The 16,360-nt window shown below is 64.4% G+C and carries 16 protein-coding genes; 5 read left to right on the top strand and 11 right to left on the bottom strand.

Going from position 1 to position 16,360, the window contains the following annotated elements:
* Positions 1-55 precede the first annotated feature (55 nt).
* The 6 genes from lnt to EL191_RS19590 form a co-directional block, all read right to left on the bottom strand.
* On the bottom strand, positions 56-1,579 hold the full coding sequence (gene lnt / locus EL191_RS19615; RefSeq protein ID WP_041980597.1) for an apolipoprotein N-acyltransferase: 1,524 nt from the start codon (positions 1,577-1,579) through the stop codon (positions 56-58).
* A gap of 92 nt (positions 1,580-1,671) precedes the next feature.
* Positions 1,672-2,511: an HlyC/CorC family transporter gene (locus EL191_RS19610; protein ID WP_041980598.1), complete on the bottom strand. Its 840-nt coding sequence runs from the start codon at positions 2,509-2,511 to the stop codon at positions 1,672-1,674.
* Positions 2,512-2,517: 6 nt separating this feature from the next.
* Positions 2,518-2,997, bottom strand: a complete 480-nt coding sequence (gene ybeY, locus EL191_RS19605) for an rRNA maturation RNase YbeY (RefSeq protein WP_041980599.1) — start codon at positions 2,995-2,997, stop codon at positions 2,518-2,520.
* Complete coding sequence (locus EL191_RS19600; RefSeq protein WP_013717160.1) at positions 2,990-3,982, bottom strand: PhoH family protein; 993 nt, start codon at positions 3,980-3,982, stop codon at positions 2,990-2,992. Before EL191_RS19600 ends, ybeY begins: the two co-directional genes overlap by 8 nt.
* 87 nt (positions 3,983-4,069) lie before the next feature.
* Positions 4,070-5,413: a tRNA (N6-isopentenyl adenosine(37)-C2)-methylthiotransferase MiaB gene (gene miaB, locus EL191_RS19595; protein ID WP_026042030.1), complete on the bottom strand. Its 1,344-nt coding sequence runs from the start codon at positions 5,411-5,413 to the stop codon at positions 4,070-4,072.
* Positions 5,414-5,480: 67 nt separating this feature from the next.
* The gene (locus EL191_RS19590; protein WP_041980601.1) at positions 5,481-6,278 is read right to left on the bottom strand and encodes a hypothetical protein; all 798 of its coding nucleotides are present in this window, start codon (positions 6,276-6,278) and stop codon (positions 5,481-5,483) included.
* Between the two features lie 110 nt (positions 6,279-6,388).
* On the opposite strand from EL191_RS19590, the gene EL191_RS19585 reads away from it, so the two are divergent.
* Positions 6,389-6,712 (top strand): DUF1820 family protein, encoded by a 324-nt coding sequence (locus tag EL191_RS19585; RefSeq protein WP_013717157.1) that lies wholly within the window; start codon positions 6,389-6,391, stop codon positions 6,710-6,712.
* 90 nt (positions 6,713-6,802) lie between these two features.
* Here the strand turns inward: EL191_RS19585 and EL191_RS19580 are convergent, their stop codons facing one another.
* From EL191_RS19580 to EL191_RS19560, 5 genes are all read right to left on the bottom strand, one after another.
* Positions 6,803-7,351: a tetratricopeptide repeat protein gene (locus EL191_RS19580; protein ID WP_041980602.1), complete on the bottom strand. Its 549-nt coding sequence runs from the start codon at positions 7,349-7,351 to the stop codon at positions 6,803-6,805.
* Between the two features lie 106 nt (positions 7,352-7,457).
* Positions 7,458-8,090, bottom strand: a complete 633-nt coding sequence (locus EL191_RS19575) for a DUF6962 family protein (RefSeq protein ID WP_013717155.1) — start codon at positions 8,088-8,090, stop codon at positions 7,458-7,460.
* On the bottom strand, positions 8,090-9,379 hold the full coding sequence (hemL, locus tag EL191_RS19570; protein ID WP_041980604.1) for a glutamate-1-semialdehyde 2,1-aminomutase: 1,290 nt from the start codon (positions 9,377-9,379) through the stop codon (positions 8,090-8,092). Before hemL ends, EL191_RS19575 begins: the two co-directional genes overlap by 1 nt.
* A 22-nt stretch (positions 9,380-9,401) precedes the next feature.
* Positions 9,402-10,028: a thiamine phosphate synthase gene (gene thiE, locus EL191_RS19565; protein ID WP_041980606.1), complete on the bottom strand. Its 627-nt coding sequence runs from the start codon at positions 10,026-10,028 to the stop codon at positions 9,402-9,404.
* A complete protein-coding gene (locus EL191_RS19560; RefSeq protein WP_041980607.1) occupies positions 10,025-10,822 on the bottom strand; it encodes a hydroxymethylpyrimidine/phosphomethylpyrimidine kinase in 798 nt (265 codons plus the stop codon). The genes thiE and EL191_RS19560 overlap by 4 nt, the downstream gene beginning before the upstream one ends.
* 257 nt (positions 10,823-11,079) lie before the next feature.
* On the opposite strand from EL191_RS19560, the gene EL191_RS19555 reads away from it, so the two are divergent.
* The 4 genes from EL191_RS19555 to EL191_RS19540 all read left to right on the top strand — a co-directional run bounded on the left by EL191_RS19555 (position 11,080) and on the right by EL191_RS19540 (position 16,341).
* Positions 11,080-13,491 carry a hybrid sensor histidine kinase/response regulator gene (locus EL191_RS19555; RefSeq protein ID WP_041980609.1) on the top strand — a complete coding sequence of 804 codons (2,412 nt, stop codon included), beginning with the start codon at positions 11,080-11,082 and terminating at the stop codon, positions 13,489-13,491.
* Between the two features lie 118 nt (positions 13,492-13,609).
* Entirely contained in the window at positions 13,610-14,251 is a 642-nt protein-coding gene (locus tag EL191_RS19550) for a TetR/AcrR family transcriptional regulator (protein ID WP_013717149.1), read from the top strand.
* A complete protein-coding gene (locus EL191_RS19545) occupies positions 14,248-15,897 on the top strand; it encodes an acyl-CoA dehydrogenase family protein (protein ID WP_041980610.1) in 1,650 nt (549 codons plus the stop codon). The genes EL191_RS19550 and EL191_RS19545 overlap by 4 nt, the downstream gene beginning before the upstream one ends.
* Positions 15,898-15,909: 12 nt before the next feature.
* Entirely contained in the window at positions 15,910-16,341 is a 432-nt protein-coding gene (locus EL191_RS19540) for a PaaI family thioesterase (RefSeq protein ID WP_013717147.1), read from the top strand.
* Positions 16,342-16,360: the final 19 nt, after the last annotated feature.

Here is a 16,360-nt window from a genome sequence, read left to right as displayed (position 1 = left end):
GCGGATTCTGCGTTCCGAGGGGTGGCGGGCTGCTCGCTTCGCTCGCGAGACCGCCCTACACCGTCTTGGCCATGCGGCTGGCCAGCAAGGCCCAGCCCAACAGCATTGCGCAGAGGATCGCCAGTGGCCAGGTGCGCCATTGCAGGTAGGGCGTGAGCCCCTGCATCGGCTCCACCTCGCCATACAATACGCCGCGTTCGAACTGCGGCAAGGCGGACTGGATGCGCCCTTGTGGATCGATGATCACCGTCATACCGTTGTTGGTGGCGCGGATCATCCAGCGCCCGGCTTCCAGTGCGCGCATCTGCGCCATCTGCAGGTGCTGCAGCGGGCCGATGGAGGTGCCGAACCAGGCATCGTTGCTCACCGTCAGCAGGATGTCGCTGTCCGCCGCCAGTGCCGCCGCGAACTCCGGGTAGACCACTTCGTAGCAGATGAACGGCGCGATACGATGCCCCTTGGCCAGCAGCGGTGATTGGTCACTCGGGCCGCGGGCGAAGTCGGACATGGGCAGGTCGAAGAAAGCGATCAAGCCGCGCAGCAGGTCTTGCAGCGGCACGTATTCACCGAACGGCACCAGCTTCTGCTTGAGGTAGGTACCCTGGCCTTCGCCAAAACTGGTGATCGCATTGTAATAGCGAATCTCCCCGCGTTCGTTGGACTGACGCACCGGTACGCCGGTGATCAGCGCGCTATTGCGGTCACGGGCGAAGCGATCCATCACGCCGATATAACCCTGGGCCATGTCCTTGAGCACCGGGATCGCCGTTTCCGGCCAGACCAGTATGTCGACCTGCTTGGCGCTGAAACTGAGGTCGCGGTATAGCGCGAGCTGCGCGTCGAGCTGGGCCGGGTCCCATTTCATGTTCTGTTCGACATTGCCCTGCACCAGGGCGACGGTCAGGCTGTCGCCTGCTGCGCGGGTCCACTCGTGCCCCTTCAGGGCCAGGCCGGTGAGCCAAGGGGTCAGCAGCAGAAGCAGGGCGCAGACGTAGCGTGGCTTGTGCGCACGCAGGCGCTCCAGGTTGATGATCAGCGCCGCTGACAGGGCGATGAGGAAGGATGCCAGCCAGACGCCACCGACCGGTACCAGACCACTCAACGGCCCCTCGAGCTGGCTGTAGCCGGCGTAGAGCCAAGGGAAGCCGGTGAGGAACCAGCCGCGAAACACCTCCTGAGCGACCCACAGCGCGGCGAACGCCAGGGCGTCGGCCAGCGGCGCTTCGCTGCGGCGTATCCAGCGTGCCCAGAGTGCGGCAGTCAGGGCGAAGAACAAGCCCAGCCCGGCGACGAAGCCCAGGGTGAGAATGCCGGCCAGCGCTGGCGAGGCGGCGCCGTAGTCATGGATGCTGACATACACCCAGCTGGTGCCAGCGGCGAACAGGCCGAAACCGTAGCTCCAGCCGCGCAGCGCTGCCTGGCTGGGGCGTAGATGGCGCAGGCCGAGATAGAACAGGGCAATGGACAACACGGCCAGTGGCCAGAGATCGAAAGGGGCGAGCGCCAGGGTGGTCAAGGCGCCTGCGCCGCAGGCGAGCAGGTGGCCGGGCCAGCCCGGACGAGTGATCCATTGCAGCATGGGGTGATCCTTGGAGTCGGGGTGGCGCAAGGGTAGAGCGGAAATGGCGCGGGGGGAAGCGGCCGCCCTCGCTGGGCAAGGGCGGCTGAGACTCAGCGGCTGACCGGCGTCAGGCGCAGCAGATGGATACGGCGGCTGTCGGCATTGAGTACGCGGAAACGGAATTCGCCGATCTCGGTGACTTCGTTGCGCTTGGGCAGGTGGCCGAAAGCGTTCATCACCAGGCCGCCGACGGTGTCGTACTCGTCGTCGGAGAACTGGCTGTCGAAGGTCTCGTTGAAGCTGTCGATGGGGGTCAGCGCCTTGATCAGGTAGTCGCCGGAGGGCAGCGGCTTGATGTAGCCGTCTTCCTCGACGTCGTGCTCGTCCTCGATGTCGCCAACGATCTGCTCCAGCACGTCTTCGATGGTCACCAGGCCGGCGACGCCGCCGTATTCGTCGATGACCACGGCCATGTGGTTGTGGTTGGCGCGGAACTCGCGCAGCAGCACATTCAGGCGCTTGGACTCGGGCACGAAAGTGGCCGGTCGCAGCATGTCCTTGATATTGAAGTTGGGCTGCTCGCCCTGCAGGATCAGCGGCAGCAGATCCTTGGCCAGGAGGATGCCAATGACGTCGTCGAGGCTTTCGCCGATCACCGGGTAGCGCGAGTGCGCGGCGTCGATGATGGCGGGAAGGAATTCACGCGGGGTCTGGCTGGCCTTGATGCTGATCATTTGCGAACGCGGCACCATGATGTCGCGTACCTGCAGGTCGGCGACCTGGATGGCGCCCTCGACGATGGCCAGTGCTTCGCTGTCGAGCAGCTTGTTCTGGTGGGCTTCACGCAGGACTTCCAGCAGTTCCTGGCGGTTTCTCGGCTCATGAGCAAAAGCCTGGGTCAGCTTGTTGAACCAGGACTTCTGCTCGTTGCTCGATCGGTCTTCGCTCATGGCGTTTTACTCGGGGTCCTTATCAGGAGGGGGGGCGTCGTCGGCATACGGGTCGGGATGACCCAGCTCGGCGAGCAATTGTCGTTCCAGTTCTTCCATCTCGAGGGCTTCGTCTTCCTCGATGTGGTCATAGCCCAGCAGGTGCAGGCAGCCGTGGATCACCAGGTGCGCCCAGTGCGCCTCCAGCGCCTTGCCTTGCTCGGCCGCTTCGCGCTCGACCACTGGCACGCAGATCACCAGGTCGCCCAGCAGAGGGATGTCGAGAATCCCATCGGGAATCTCGGCGGGGAAGGACAGCACGTTGGTGGCGTAGTCCTTGTGTCGCCAGGTGTGGTTCAGTTCGCGGCCTTCGGCTTCGTCGACCAGGCGAATGGTCAGCTCGGAATCGGCCGTGCGCTGGCGCAGCGCCAGCTCGCACCAGCGGCGCAGTTGCGCTTCATCCGGGGGCTGGCCGTCAGTGGCCAGTTGCAGGTCGAGCTCAAGCATCGTGGCTGTCGCCCTTGCCATTCAGGCGCGCGTCGTGGCGCTCGTAGGCTTCGACGATGCGCTGCACCAGAGGGTGGCGCACCACGTCCTTGGGCTTGAAGTGGGTGAAACTGATGCCGGGCACGTCACGCAGTACCTCGATGACGTGGGCCAGGCCGCTCTTGGTGCCGCGCGGCAGGTCGACCTGGGTGATGTCGCCGGTGATCACGGCGGTGGAGCCGAAACCGATACGGGTGAGGAACATCTTCATCTGCTCGACGGTGGTGTTCTGACTCTCGTCGAGAATGATGAAGCTGTTGTTAAGCGTGCGGCCGCGCATATAGGCCAGCGGCGCAATCTCGATCACCTGCTTCTCGATCAGCTTGGCCACGTGGTCGAAGCCAAGCATTTCATAGAGCGCGTCGTACAGTGGGCGCAGGTAAGGGTCGATCTTCTGTGCCAGGTCACCAGGCAGGAAGCCGAGTTTCTCGCCGGCCTCGACTGCCGGGCGCACCAGCAGGATGCGCCGTACCTGCTCGCGCTCCAGTGCGTCCACCGCGCAGGCCACGGCCAGGTAGGTCTTGCCGGTGCCGGCCGGGCCGATGCCGAAGTTGATGTCGTTGTCGAGGATCGCCTTGACATAGCGCTGCTGGTTGGCGCCGCGCGGCTTGATCACGCCCTTCTTGGTGCGCAGGGTCACCTGCGGCAGGTTGCTCGGGTTGACCAACTCCTCAACGCCGGACTCCTGCAGATACAGGTGTACCAGATCGGGCGACAGCTCGGTGGCTTTGGTTTCGCGGTACAGCTTGCGCAGCAGGGTTTCGGCGGCCTGGGTCTTGTCGGCGGCGCCGAGCATCTCGAACTGATTGCCACGGTTGCGGATTTCCAGGCCGAGGCGCTCTTCGATCAGGCGCAGGTGCTCGTCGAACTGGCCGCAGAGGTTGGCGAAACGGCGGGCCTCGAAAGGTTCGAGGGTGAAACGATGGGGTTCTAGGGAAGCGTTCAAGGTGATGGTGTGATCGTCACTTGGCTAGGTATGGAAAGGCAGCATAACGCTGGCCGCCGACAACGCAAAGTGTCGGCGGCTGCGTCTTTAGTGGAGGGTCTCGGTATCGAGCAGGGTGCCGCGCAGCGAGTGCGGCAGGGCGTCGTCGATGTGCACGTCGACGAACTGGCCGATCAGGCGCGGGTTATCGCAACGGAAGTTGACGATGCGGTTCTGCTCGGTGCGGCCCTGGAGCATGCCCGGGTCTTTCTTCGAATAGTCGCTGACCAGGATGCGCTGCACCGTACCGACCATGCGTCGGCTGTTCTCGAAACCGTTCTGGTTGATGCGGTGCTGCAGCAGGGCCAGACGCTGCTTCTTCACTTCTTCCGGGGTATCGTCGACCAGATCAGCGGCCGGGGTGCCCGGGCGCGAGCTGTAGATGAAGGAGAAGGAGAAGTCGAAACCGACGTCCTCGATCAGCTTCATGGTCTGCTCGAAGTCTTTTTCCGTTTCCCCTGGGAAGCCGACGATGAAGTCCGAGCTGATCAGGATGTCCGGCACGGCGGCGCGCAGCTTGCGGATGCGCGACTTGTATTCCAGCGCGGTGTGGTTGCGCTTCATCGCTGCGAGGATGCGGTCGGAGCCCGATTGCACCGGCAGGTGCAGGTATTTGACCAACTGCGGGATCTCGGCATGGGCGGCGATGATCGCGTCGGAGAACTCCAGCGGGTGGCTGGTGGTGTAGCGAATGCGCTCGACACCATCGAGGGCCGCCACGGCATGCAGCAGTTCGGCGAAATCCGCGATATGACCGTCCGGCGCTTCGCCACGGTAGCCGTTGACGTTCTGCCCAAGCAGGGTGATTTCCTTCACACCCTTCTCGGTGAGGGAGGTGATTTCCATCAGTACGTCGACCAGCGGGCGGCTGACTTCCTCGCCACGGGTGTAGGGCACCACGCAGAAGGTGCAGTATTTGCTGCAGCCTTCCATCACCGAGACGAAGGCGCTGGGGCCGTCGACGCGCGGTTCGGGCAGGCGGTCGAATTTCTCGATCTCGGGGAAGCTGATGTCCACCTGGGCGGTCTTGGTGGTGCGCGCGGCGTCGATCATTTCCGGCAGGCGGTGCAGGGTCTGCGGGCCGAACACCACGTCGACATAGGGTGCGCGGTCGCGGATCGCCGCACCTTCCTGGCTGGCCACGCAGCCGCCGACGCCGATCACCAGATCCGGGTTGGCCTGTTTCAGCTCGCGCCAGCGGCCGAGCTGGGAGAACACCTTGTCCTGTGCCTTCTCGCGGATCGAGCAGGTATTGAGCAGGATCACGTCGGCTTCTTCGGGTTTTTCCGTGACCTCCAGGGCCTGATGCTCACCCAGCAGGTCGACCATGCGCGAGCTGTCGTACTCGTTCATCTGGCAACCGTGGGTTTCGATATAGAGCTTCTTGGTCATGGCACTGTCTGAGGTGGTTAAAAAATGACCGCGCATTATAGGCGTGTGCCAAGGGCGATGCTACCGCTCAACGTGTGCGCGAAAAATCTCGCTGGGGTATCAGCTCGTTGTCCTGCAACAGGTAGAGGGCATCGATCAGATCGTAGGCGCTGCCGCCATAGCAGTCGCGCCCTTCACCGGTCAGGCGCAGACGGTACTGGCTGTCATCTTCTGCCACCCGCAACGCCTGTATGCTGCAGCAGCGCGACGTATCGACGAACGGACTATCGATATCGGTCTTTACGGAGCGAATCTGGCGGATAGGTTTTCCCTGTTGCCATTGCTCAAGCCGGGGGCAGTTTGCCGCTTCTGCGCCAGGCATGAGCGCCAGGCAACCTCCTGCAGCGGTGGCAACGCTGGCCAGTGCGCCGCTTACGGGGTATGGGCAAGGCGTCGATGCATAAGCGCCAAGCCGTGCCTCATGAGCCGCGGTGCATAACCGCTGGTTGGTTTCCAGAGCGTGCTGCAGTCGGCCCGAGTCCTCCAGATTCTGCTGGATGATGTTCTGGGGGCTGGCCGGGTTGTCGATCAACTGTGCGAGCAGGGCGATGCAGTCCTGTTCACGACCGGCCTTGAGGTAGCTGAAAGACAGATCGCTGCGTAGCCAATACCAATTGGCATCCAGAATTTCGGGATTACAGGCATCCTGACGCTGTTTGACCTGCTCCAGGCGAGTGATCGCGGTCTCGTAATCGCCCCCGGATACCAGGGCGTCGACCAGCGGGCGGCGCAGCGCCTCTGTCGAGCAATCCTTTTCTGTAGCGTACGCGGGCAGTGCCAGTACGACGCTGAGCAGCAGGGCGTATGAAATACGATGGCGTGGCATGGGGTTCATCCTTGATGGGCGTTGCATGTTATTCCAGTTGCTGGTGCGCGGTGTCGTTCGGGTGTGCTGTGCTATCCTGCGCGCCCCGTTTTTCCTGACTTCGAGCCTTCATGAGCAAGCGCGATCCCATCTACAAGGTGATTTTCCTCAACCAGGGCCAGGTATACGAGATGTATGCCAAGCAGATCTACCAGAGCGATCTGTGGGGCTTTCTGGAGGTGGAGGAGTTCGTCTTCGGCGAGCGCAGCCAGCTGGTGGTCGACCCCAGCGAGGAGAAGCTCAAGGCGCAGTTCGAGGGGGTGGTGCGCAGCTTCGTACCAATGCACGCGATCATCCGCATTGACGAAGTGGAGCGCCTGGGCACGGCGAAGATCAGCGAAGCCAAGGGCGGCGGCAATGTCATGCCATTCCCCATGCCGATGCCGGACAAATAAGCGGAAGGTTACAGCTGTAGGATGGGCCGGGCGGCGTTCCGCTTCAGCCCACCGGCGGTGTATTTGGTGGGCTGAAGCCCACCCTACGGGTCAGGGCAGCGGCGCGAAAGGCGAGCGACCTTCGGCGGTCTGCAGTTCCAGCAGATAGCTGCGGAAGATCTGCCCCAGCACCTGGCTGGCGATTTCCAGTTCATCGCGACGCATTTGCGCCGAGACCAGGTCGGCGCTGTCCATGGCTTCGTCCGAGCCATTGACCGACGCCATCTTCAATACGATGTAGGCCTGCACGTTGTTGGCCGGTACGCCTTCGCCGCGGAAGAACATGGTGCCCAGGCGCAGTTGCGCTTCGGCGTGACCCTGTAACGACGCGCGCTCGAACCAGGTCAGGGCTTGCTTGAGGTCACGTGGGGTGCGTTTGCCGTCGTAGTAATACTCGCCCAGCTCATAGGCCGCCTGCATATTGCCGGCGCGTGCCATTTCCTGGCAGCTGGCCAGTGCATCGGGCATTTCTTCGGGAGCGGCGTTCAGGGCGCAGCTGCCGCTGGCGGGGATCAGCAGAGAGTTGCCGCCTGCGAACGCAAACAGCGGGAGGAAAAGCAACAGGCAGCCCAGGGACAGGGTGCGGCCGGTGCGGTTCATCTGGATAACGGGACCTCGGCAGTTCAGGTCGGGTGACGTGCCCGGTCGGCGCAAAACGTGCCGACCGTCGCATTATGGAATAAACCGCGTGCTCCTTACAAAGGCTTTACCCGGTCTGTCGTTTCGCACTTCCCGGCAGGCTCAGCAGCAGCCAGGCCAGCAGCGGGTACGCCGGTGTGAGCAGCACGTGAAACAGGTCGATACGGCGCAGCGGCCCGATCACGCCCTCGGTGCCGACCGCCAGGCCAGCCAGCAGAAACAGGCCCACCACAACAGCTGCGCTGATCGCTGGCGCCCGGCGCGGCCATTGGACTGCGCCGGCATAGAGAATCAGCACCAGCGTGGCCAGGTTCAGCGCCAGGCGGTAATCCTCCAGGTAGCCAAGCTGGCGGAACAGTTCGAAGAAGGCGCACAGCCCGAGCAGGATTCGCCCCCAGTTCGGTCGGCTCCAGGCCCAGCCACGGCCCAACGCCAATGCCGCAGCGCCGAGCAGGGGCAGGCCGAGAAAGCTGCTGGCCTGCGAGAGCCACAGGTGCGCGGGCTGCCAGCTTGGGTCGAAGCCGTAGCGGATCACGCCGACGCAGGCCGCCGCAGCTGGCAGCAGAAAACCCAGCAGCGCGCAGAACAGCGCCGGCTGATCGCCTTCGCCGTAACGCCCACGTGCCCGGCCGATCAGCCAGACACAGGCGGCGCACGCCAGTGCCAGCAACGCATCACTGAAGGCGGTGCTGTATTGCATCAGGCTTTTTTCAGCTCGGCGAAGGCGCGCTCGGCGGCGGCGAAGGTGATGTCCAGCTCCTTGTCGCCATGGGCGATGGAGGTGAAGCCCGCTTCGAAGGCGCTCGGTGCCAGGTACACGCCACCGTCCAGCATCAAGTGGAAGAAGCGGTTGAAGCGCGCGCTGTCGCTGGCCATCACGTCGGCGAAGGTGACGATATCGTCGGCGCCGCTGAAGTACAGACCGAACATGGCGCCAGCTTGCGTGGTGACGAAGGGGATGCCAGCGGCATCGGCGCGCTCCTGCAGGCCCGCGAGCATGCGCGAGGTGTAGTCGCTCAGCTCGGCGTGAAAGCCTGGGCGGCTGATCAGCTTGAGAGTGGTCAGGCCGGCAGCCATCGCCAGTGGGTTACCCGACAGGGTGCCGGCCTGGTAGACCGGGCCGAGCGGGGCGATGCAGCCCATGATCTCGCGCTTGCCACCGAAGCAGCCGACCGGCATGCCACCGCCGACGATCTTGCCGAAGGTCGACAGATCCGGCGTGATGCCGTAGTGCGCTTGCGCACCGCCGAGGGCGACACGGAAGCCGGTCATCACTTCATCGAAGATCAGCACCACGCCATGCTGGTCGCACAGTGCGCGCAGGCCTTCGAGGAAGCCCGGCGCCGGCGGCACGCAGTTCATGTTGCCGGCCACCGGCTCGACGATGATGCAGGCCACGGTCTGGCCGACTTCGCTCAGGGTTTGCTCGACTGCGGCGATGTCGTTGAAGGGCAGGGTCAGGGTGTGTTTGGCGAAGTCCGCCGGCACCCCGGCCGAGCTCGGCACGCCCTGGGTCAGCAGGCCGGAGCCGGCTTTCACCAGCAGGCTGTCGGAGTGGCCGTGGTAGCAACCCTCGAACTTGATGATGCTGTCGCGACCGGTGTAGCCGCGGGCCAGGCGGATGGCGCTCATGGTCGCCTCGGTGCCGGAGCTGACCATGCGCACCATTTCCATCGACGGCACCAGGCTGCACACCAGCTCGGCCATTTCGGTTTCCAGGGCAGTCGGCGCGCCATAGGACAGGCCATGTTCGAGCTGACGACGTACCGAGTCGAGTACGTCCGGGTGGCTGTGGCCGAGGATCATCGGGCCCCAGGAGCCGACGTAATCGACGTAGCGTTTGTCGTCCTCATCCACCACGTAGGCGCCTTCGGCGTGCTTGAAGAACAGCGGCGTGCCGCCGACGCTGCGGAAGGCGCGCACCGGCGAGTTGACGCCGCCGGGGATGTGCTTCTGGGCGTTGGCGAAGAGGATTTCGGAGCGGGACATGGCAGGTTCTCTCTGAAAGGGATCAATCGAACAGCGCGGCGAAGGCGCGGGCGCGGTCTTGCACCTCAAGGGCGGAGTCCGCAGCGAACAGGGCGTGGATCACGGCAATCATGCTGGCACCACGGGCGATCAGTCCGGGTGCGGTTTCCAGGGTCACGCCGCCGATGGCGACGATGGGCTGTGCAAAGCGCGTGCGTGCCTGATCCAGCAGCTCCACGGTAGCCGCCGGAGCGCCGGGTTTGGTGTTGGAGTTGAAGAAGCGGCCAAAGGCGATGTAGCTGGCGCCTTCGGCGACGGCGCGCTCGGCCAGTTCTAACTGGGCATGGCAGGTGCCGCCGATCACTGCCTCGCTGCCGAGGCGGGCGCGGGCGGCGGCCAGCGAGCCGTCAGTCTGGCCCAGATGCAGGCCGACGCCCAGGCGCGCGGCCAGCTCCAGGTCATCGTTGATGATCAGCGTGGCGCCGTGGCGTCGGCACAGTTCGGCCAGCGCCTGCGCTTCATCGAAGCGGCGCACGGCATCGCCTAATTTGTCGCGGTACTGCAGCAGGCGCGCGCCGCCAATCAGCGCTGCTTCGGCGTAGGGCAGCAGCTTGCCGCCGGCCAGCAGCGGTGTGTCGGTTATGGCGTAGAGGCCGCGCAGTGACGTCATTGGCCGTAGTCCAAAGGCAGACGGCGTGGCACGTACTGGCCGTGGCCGGGTTGTTCGGCGTCGCGCAGGGTACGCCAGGTGTAGTCCAGGGCACTCTTCACCGCGCTGACCAGTTCCTCGCCCAGCGCCAGGCGACCAGCCAGGGTGCTGGCCAGGGTGCAGCCGGAGCCGTGGTAGCTGCCGGGCAGGCGTGCGCAGGTAAAGGTGTGGCGGCTGCCGTCGCGGCTATAGAGACGGTTGTGCACTTCGGCTTCGTCGCCATGGCCGCCGGTGATCAGCAGGTGCTCGATGAAGGGCAGCAGCTTCTCGGCGCATTCGTCGGCCGAACCTTCCGGCAGCTCGGCAAGGATGCGTGCTTCCGGCAGGTTCGGTGTGGCAATGGTGGACACGGCGAACAGCCGTTCACGCATGGCGAAGCCGACGTCGTTCTTGCCCAGCGAACCGCCGCCGCCGGCGCGCAGCACCGGATCGCAGACCAGCGGTACGCCAGGCAGCTGGCTCATCACTTCGAGCACGTTCTCGACCATCTCTACCGAACCGAGCATGCCCAGCTTGACGGCGGCCACGGGCATGTCGGCAATCACGGCGCGGGCCTGGGCCAGTACCCAGTCGCGATCGAGTACGCGGAAGTCGGTGACGTTGACGGTATCCTGCACGGTCAGGGCGGTCACCGTCGGGGCGGCGTGGCAGCCTTGAGCCAGCAGGGCTTCGATATCGGCCTGCAGACCGGCACCACCGCTGGGGTCGTGACCGGACATGCAGAGCACTACGGGGCGGGAGTTTGGCATTTTCATGGTGCGCGAGCTTATCACTAACGGCCACCTGATCGCTGCACGGCTTGGGTGATGGCACTGGCTCGAGGTAGCTGGCATGCGACGCCTCTGAGCGGCATGTGCTGAGGAGGCGAGTCTCGAACTGCGGCCTGAATCTGGAAAAGCGCTACGCCAGCCCCTAGAGTAGGGCGATTCGAATATAAGTCTGCCGTGCGTGACGACATCATCAGATGGGGTAATGGGGTCCCGATGTCGTCCGACAGGGCTCGTGGGGTCGTATGCACCGGCTGCTCCTGCTCTTCTTGAGCCTCGTTTTTTCCTCGCTCGCGGGCGCCGTTACCTTCGACGAACAGATGCGCATTCTGCCTTTGGGGCAGAGCATGTACGTGTTCGAGGACGTACGTGGCGACGCCAGCATCGATGATGTCGCTTCGCCGGCCGTGCAGGGCAGCTTCCGCCTGCATGACAAGCCCGTACTCAATGCCGGTTATTCGCGCTCGGTTTTCTGGTTGCGTCTGGATCTTGAATATCGCCCGGTGAAGGCGAAGGGCGACCGCAACTGGCTGCTGGAACTGGCCTACCCGCCGCTCGATCACCTTGAACTCTACCTTCCCGACAAGCATGGCGGCTTTGCCCTGGCGCAACGCACCGGCGATGCGCTGCCGTTCGACAGCCGGCAGATTCGCCAGAACAACTACCTGTTCGAGCTGAACCTCGAGCCGGGGCAGGTCAAGCGCATCTACCTGCGTCTGGAAAGCCAGGGTTCGATCCAGGCGCCGCTGACGTTGTGGGCGCCCAACGCCTATCTGGAAGAACAGCCCGGTCGCATCTACGTACTTGGCATCATCTACGGCGTGCTGCTGGTGATGCTGGTGTACAACCTGTTCATCTTCCTCAGCGTGCGCGACACCAGCTACCTCTACTACATCCTCTATATCGCCTCGTTCGGCCTCTACCAGATATCGGTCAACGGCGCGGGCATCGAGTTCTTCTGGCCCAACAGCCCCTGGTGGGCCAACGCCGCCACGCCTTTTTTGATCGGCTCGGCGGCGCTTTTCGGCTGCCAGTTCGCGCGCAGCTTCCTGCACACCGCCGAGCACAGCGCCTGGGTCGATCGCCTGTTGCTGTTGCTCATGGCCTGTGGGGCCGTGGTGATGATCCTGGCGCTGTGCATCAGTTATGCAACGGCGTTGCGCCTGGCCACCTACCTGGCATTGCTGTTCACCGTGGTGATCTTCGCAGCCGGCATCCTGGCCTGGTTGCGCGGCATGCGCGTGGCGCGCTACTTCATCTTCGCCTGGACGGCGTTCCTTGTCGGCGGCATCGTCAACACGCTGATGGTACTGGGCTATCTGCCCAACGTCTTTCTGACCATGTACGCCAGCCAGATCGGCTCGGCGCTGGAGGTCAGCCTGCTGTCGCTGGCATTGGCAGACCGCATCAACGCGATGAAGGAGGAGCGCGCACGCATCCTCCAGGAGGCCGGGCGCAAGCTCGAGGAGTTGAACCAGGAGCTGGCTGACAGCAACCGCTTCAAGGACGAGTTCCTCGCCACCGTCACCCATGAGCTGCGCACGCCAATGAATGGTGTGATCGGCTCGCTGGAGCTGATGCAGACGGTGAAGATGGATGTCGAGCTGGAGCAGTACCAGAAGACCGCAGCTGCCTCGGCGCGCGACATGATGCGCATGGTCAACGATATCCTTGCCCTGACCGAGCTGCAGGCCGGCAAGCTCTACCCACGGCGAGAGGCATTCAGCCTGCGCGGCCTGTTCGACGGGCTGCGCGCGCAGTACGCGCCGCGTGCCGAGGACAAGGGCCTGACCTTCACACTGGAGCTGGACGACAGTTTGCCCGACACCCTGGAAGGCGATGCCACCAAGCTGGCACAGGCCCTGGGCTACCTGCTGGACAACGCCATCAAGTTCACCAGCGAGGGAGGTGTGAGGCTGCAGGTCGGCCGCGCTGGCAGCCAGGGCAATAATCTGCCGTTGAGCGTGATGGTCAGTGATACCGGCATCGGTTTCGCCCATGGCGAAGGCGACCTGTATCAGCGTTTCCACCAGCTCGACGGCTCCATGACCCGCAAGTACGGCGGCCTGGGCATCGGCCTGGCGATCTGCCGTCAATTGGTCGATCTGCTAGGCGGCAGCCTCAGCCACGAGTCGCAGCCTGACGTCGGCAGCCGCTTCCGCCTCAACGTACCGCTGACCCTGCCGGAACAGCAGTCGGCGCCGGTCTCGCGCTCACAGCGCTTGCCGAGCGGCATCGCGCTACGTCAGGCACAGCAATGCACGGTGCTGATCGTCGAGGACAACGCGATCAACCAACTGGTGACGCGCGGCATGCTGCTCAAGCTCGGCTATCGGGTGCGCACCGCCGACAACGGTGCCGAGGCACTGGAGTTGCTGCGCGGCGAAAGCGTCGATGCGGTGCTGCTGGACTGCCAGATGCCGGTGATGGACGGTTTCGCCACCTGCCGTGCGATTCGCGCCTTGCCTGGTTGCACCGATGTACCGGTGCTGGCGATCACTGCGCACAGCCACAGTGGTGACCGGGAGCGTTGCCTGGCCGCGGGCATGAGCGACTATCTGGCCAAGCCAGTCAAGTTCGAAGAGCTGCGCGTATTGCTGCACGACTGGGTGCTGTGCCAGCCAGCAGCGGCCTCCGGTGGCGCTGCACCGGTCTGACGGACGGCCAGATGTGGATCGCTGAATTCCCGATTCGGCGGCAGATTTGGCCGGATCGTCCCTTTAGCCATGGTCTGAATCCTGATTCACTGACCGGCAGTGAATCAGGATTCAGACCATGGCCTACCGCATCACCGAAGCACGAATCGACCGCGACCAGGCGCAGCGTCAGCGCATTCTCGCTTGCGCGCTGGAACGGGTCAGTGCTGGTGGCTTCGCGGCCCTGACCATGCAGGCGCTGGCGGAGGATGTCGGCATCGCCACAGGCAGCCTGTACCGCCACTTTCGCAGCAAGGGCGAGCTTGCCGCCGAAGTCTTCGCCGCTGCCAGCCAGCGTGAAGTCGATGCCCTGGCCGCCGCCCTGCGCGGGCCGGGCAGCGCCAGCGAGCGTCTACGCAACGGCCTGGAGCAGTTCGCTGCCCGTGCCTGGCACAGCCGCCGCCTGGCCTTTGCGCTGATTGCCGAACCGGTCGATCCCGAAGTCGACGAGCAGCGCCTGCTTTACCGCGAAGCCTACGCCGAACTGTTCAGCGACCTGCTGGAGGAGGGCGCCGGAGCCGGCGAGTTTCGCGTCGAGCCGATCGGCCTGGTGGCGGCCTGCCTGGTTGGCGCTATTGCCGAGGCCCTGGTCGGGCCACTTTCACCGCCTGCTCGCGCTGCGCGCGAAGCGGGTAAACCCACTCTGGAGCTGGCGCAGGTCAGCGCCAGCCTTGCCACCTTCTGCCTGCGCGCCGTCGGCGCCGAGGAGCCCACGCGATGAGACCCAGCCTGCACGCCGAAACCCATGAGGTGTTCAACCAGGTGCCGAGCCTGGACGGCGCCAACCTCTATCGCCTCGACTTGCCGCTGCAGGAATGGGTTCGCCGCTATGACGGCGCCTGGGCGGACGAACGCCTGAGCGCCTATGGTGCGCTGGCCGGCGGTGCCCTGATGCAGGCCGGCTTTCTCGCCAACGAGAACAAGCCGGTGTTCAAGAGTCATGATCGCTACGGCAATCGCATCGACCTGGTCGAATTCCATCCGGCCTATCACGAGCTGATGCGTACGGCCGTCGAGCACGGCCTGCCGTCGCTGCCCTGGACCGATCCGCGTGCCGGCGCCCATGTCGCCCGTGCTGGTCTCACCTACCTGCACAGCCAGGCCGAAGCGGCCAGCGGCTGCCCGCTGACCATGACCTTTGCCGCGGTGCCCGCCATTCGCCTGCAGCCCAACGTGGCCGAGCAGTGGCTGCCGAAGATCCTCGCCACCGAATACGACCCGCGCAACCTGCCGATGGAGCAGAAGACCGGCGTCACCATCGGCATGGCCATGACCGAGAAGCAGGGCGGCACCGACGTGCGCGCCAACACCACTCGTGCCTATCCCATCGGTCTCGGCGGGCCGGGGCAGGGCTACGAGTTGGTTGGCCACAAATGGTTCTGCTCGGCGCCGATGTGCGACGCCTTTCTCACCCTGGCATACACCGACAAGGGCCTGTCGTGCTTCCTGCTGCCGCGTCACCGCCCGGACGGCACGCGTAACGCGTTCTACATCCAGCGCCTGAAGAACAAGCTGGGCAACTGGGCCAACGCCTCCAGCGAGGTGGAATATCGCGGCGCCTTCGCCTGGATGCTCGGCGAGGAAGGGCGCGGCGTGCCGACCATCATCGAGATGGTGGCCATGACCCGTTTCGATTGCATGGTCGGCTCCAGCAGCCTGATGCGCCAGGCTCTGACCCAGGCCGCCCATCACTGTGCGCATCGTCAGGTGGGCGGCAAGCTGCTCGCCGATCAACCGCTGATGCAGAACGTGTTGGCCGACCTGGCGCTGGAGAGCGAAGCCGCTCTGGCACTGTGCATGCGCATGGGCCGAGCGCTCGACCATCAGCATGACCAGCAGGAAGACAAGTTCGCCCGCCTGGTCACCGCCGTGGGCAAGTACTGGATCTGCAAGCGGGCACCGGAAATGATCTACGAGGCCAGCGAGTGCATGGGTGGCGCCGGTTACGTCGAGGAAACCATCCTGCCGCGCCTGTACCGCGAAGCACCGGTCAATTCGATCTGGGAAGGCTCCGGCAACGTGCAATGCCTGGACGTGCTGCGCGCATTGTCCAAGGAGCCCGGCGTACTCGATGCGCTGTTCGCCGAGCTGGGCGACGGCCACGGCGATGCTCGCCTGAAGGCGCATATTCAGCGTTTGAAAGCCGATTTTGCCGATACCGCCGATATCCAATACCGCGCGCGCCAGCTTACCGAAGACATGGCCGTGGCGCTGCAGGCCAAGCTGCTGCTGGAGGCGGGCAACGCCACCGTCTCCGATGCCTTTATCGCCAGCCGCCTGGAGGGCCGTGGCCGGGTCTACGGTACTCTGCCACGCGGCGTCGACGCCGAGGCGCTGCTGGCGCGTAGCACGCCGCACCTGGCCTGATCGGAGATCCGCATGCAAGCACATCCGCGTTATCGCGAGTTGGTCGAGCGAGGCTTCGCCGATGCCAATTTCATCAACGATCTGGGCATTCGTGCCACTGATTGTGGTCCGGGGTGGGTCGAGGCGGAGCTGGATATCCAGCAGCGCCACTTGCAGCAGAACGGTTTCATCCACGCCGGTGTGCAAACCACTCTGGCCGATCATGCAGCCGGTGCCGCTGCTGCGACGCTGGTGGCCGAAGGGCAGACGGTGCTGACGCTGGAGTTCAAGGTCAACCTGCTACGACCTGCGCGCAGCTCGCGGTTGTTCTGCCGCGCCGAGGTGCTCAAGGCCGGGCGCCAGGCGACAGTGGTCGAGGCCGAGGTGTTTGGCGAGGAACACGGCCAGAAACGCCTGTACAGCAAGGCTTCGGTGACCATGGCCGTGGTGACTCTGTCGACCTGAGCGAGGCCCAAATGTGATC

Source organism: Pseudomonas mendocina, from assembly GCF_900636545.1.
GTDB lineage: Bacteria > Pseudomonadota > Gammaproteobacteria > Pseudomonadales > Pseudomonadaceae > Aquipseudomonas > Aquipseudomonas mendocina.
Note: the sequence above shows the minus strand (reverse complement) of the source record. Positions and strands in the feature narration are given on the sequence as shown.

Bases quoted from the DNA above. Each gene is read 5' to 3' on its own strand.
- miaB (WP_026042030.1), bottom strand. From the start codon at position 5,413: ATGACCAAGAAGCTCTATATCGAAACCCACGGTTGCCAGATGAACGAG.
- lnt (WP_041980597.1), bottom strand. From the start codon at position 1,579: ATGCTGCAATGGATCACTCGTCCGGGCTGGCCCGGCCACCTGCTCGCC.
- EL191_RS19575 (WP_013717155.1), bottom strand. From the start codon at position 8,090: ATGCAATACAGCACCGCCTTCAGTGATGCGTTGCTGGCACTGGCGTGC.
- hemL (WP_041980604.1), bottom strand. From the start codon at position 9,379: ATGTCCCGCTCCGAAATCCTCTTCGCCAACGCCCAGAAGCACATCCCC.
- EL191_RS19540 (WP_013717147.1), top strand. From the start codon at position 15,910: ATGCAAGCACATCCGCGTTATCGCGAGTTGGTCGAGCGAGGCTTCGCC.
- EL191_RS19550 (WP_013717149.1), top strand. From the start codon at position 13,610: ATGGCCTACCGCATCACCGAAGCACGAATCGACCGCGACCAGGCGCAG.
- EL191_RS19545 (WP_041980610.1), top strand. From the start codon at position 14,248: ATGAGACCCAGCCTGCACGCCGAAACCCATGAGGTGTTCAACCAGGTG.
- thiE (WP_041980606.1), bottom strand. From the start codon at position 10,028: ATGACGTCACTGCGCGGCCTCTACGCCATAACCGACACACCGCTGCTG.
- ybeY (WP_041980599.1), bottom strand. From the start codon at position 2,997: ATGCTTGAGCTCGACCTGCAACTGGCCACTGACGGCCAGCCCCCGGAT.
- EL191_RS19610 (WP_041980598.1), bottom strand. From the start codon at position 2,511: ATGAGCGAAGACCGATCGAGCAACGAGCAGAAGTCCTGGTTCAACAAG.
- EL191_RS19560 (WP_041980607.1), bottom strand. From the start codon at position 10,822: ATGAAAATGCCAAACTCCCGCCCCGTAGTGCTCTGCATGTCCGGTCAC.
- EL191_RS19555 (WP_041980609.1), top strand. From the start codon at position 11,080: ATGCACCGGCTGCTCCTGCTCTTCTTGAGCCTCGTTTTTTCCTCGCTC.
- EL191_RS19585 (WP_013717157.1), top strand. From the start codon at position 6,389: ATGAGCAAGCGCGATCCCATCTACAAGGTGATTTTCCTCAACCAGGGC.
- EL191_RS19590 (WP_041980601.1), bottom strand. From the start codon at position 6,278: ATGCCACGCCATCGTATTTCATACGCCCTGCTGCTCAGCGTCGTACTG.
- EL191_RS19580 (WP_041980602.1), bottom strand. From the start codon at position 7,351: ATGAACCGCACCGGCCGCACCCTGTCCCTGGGCTGCCTGTTGCTTTTC.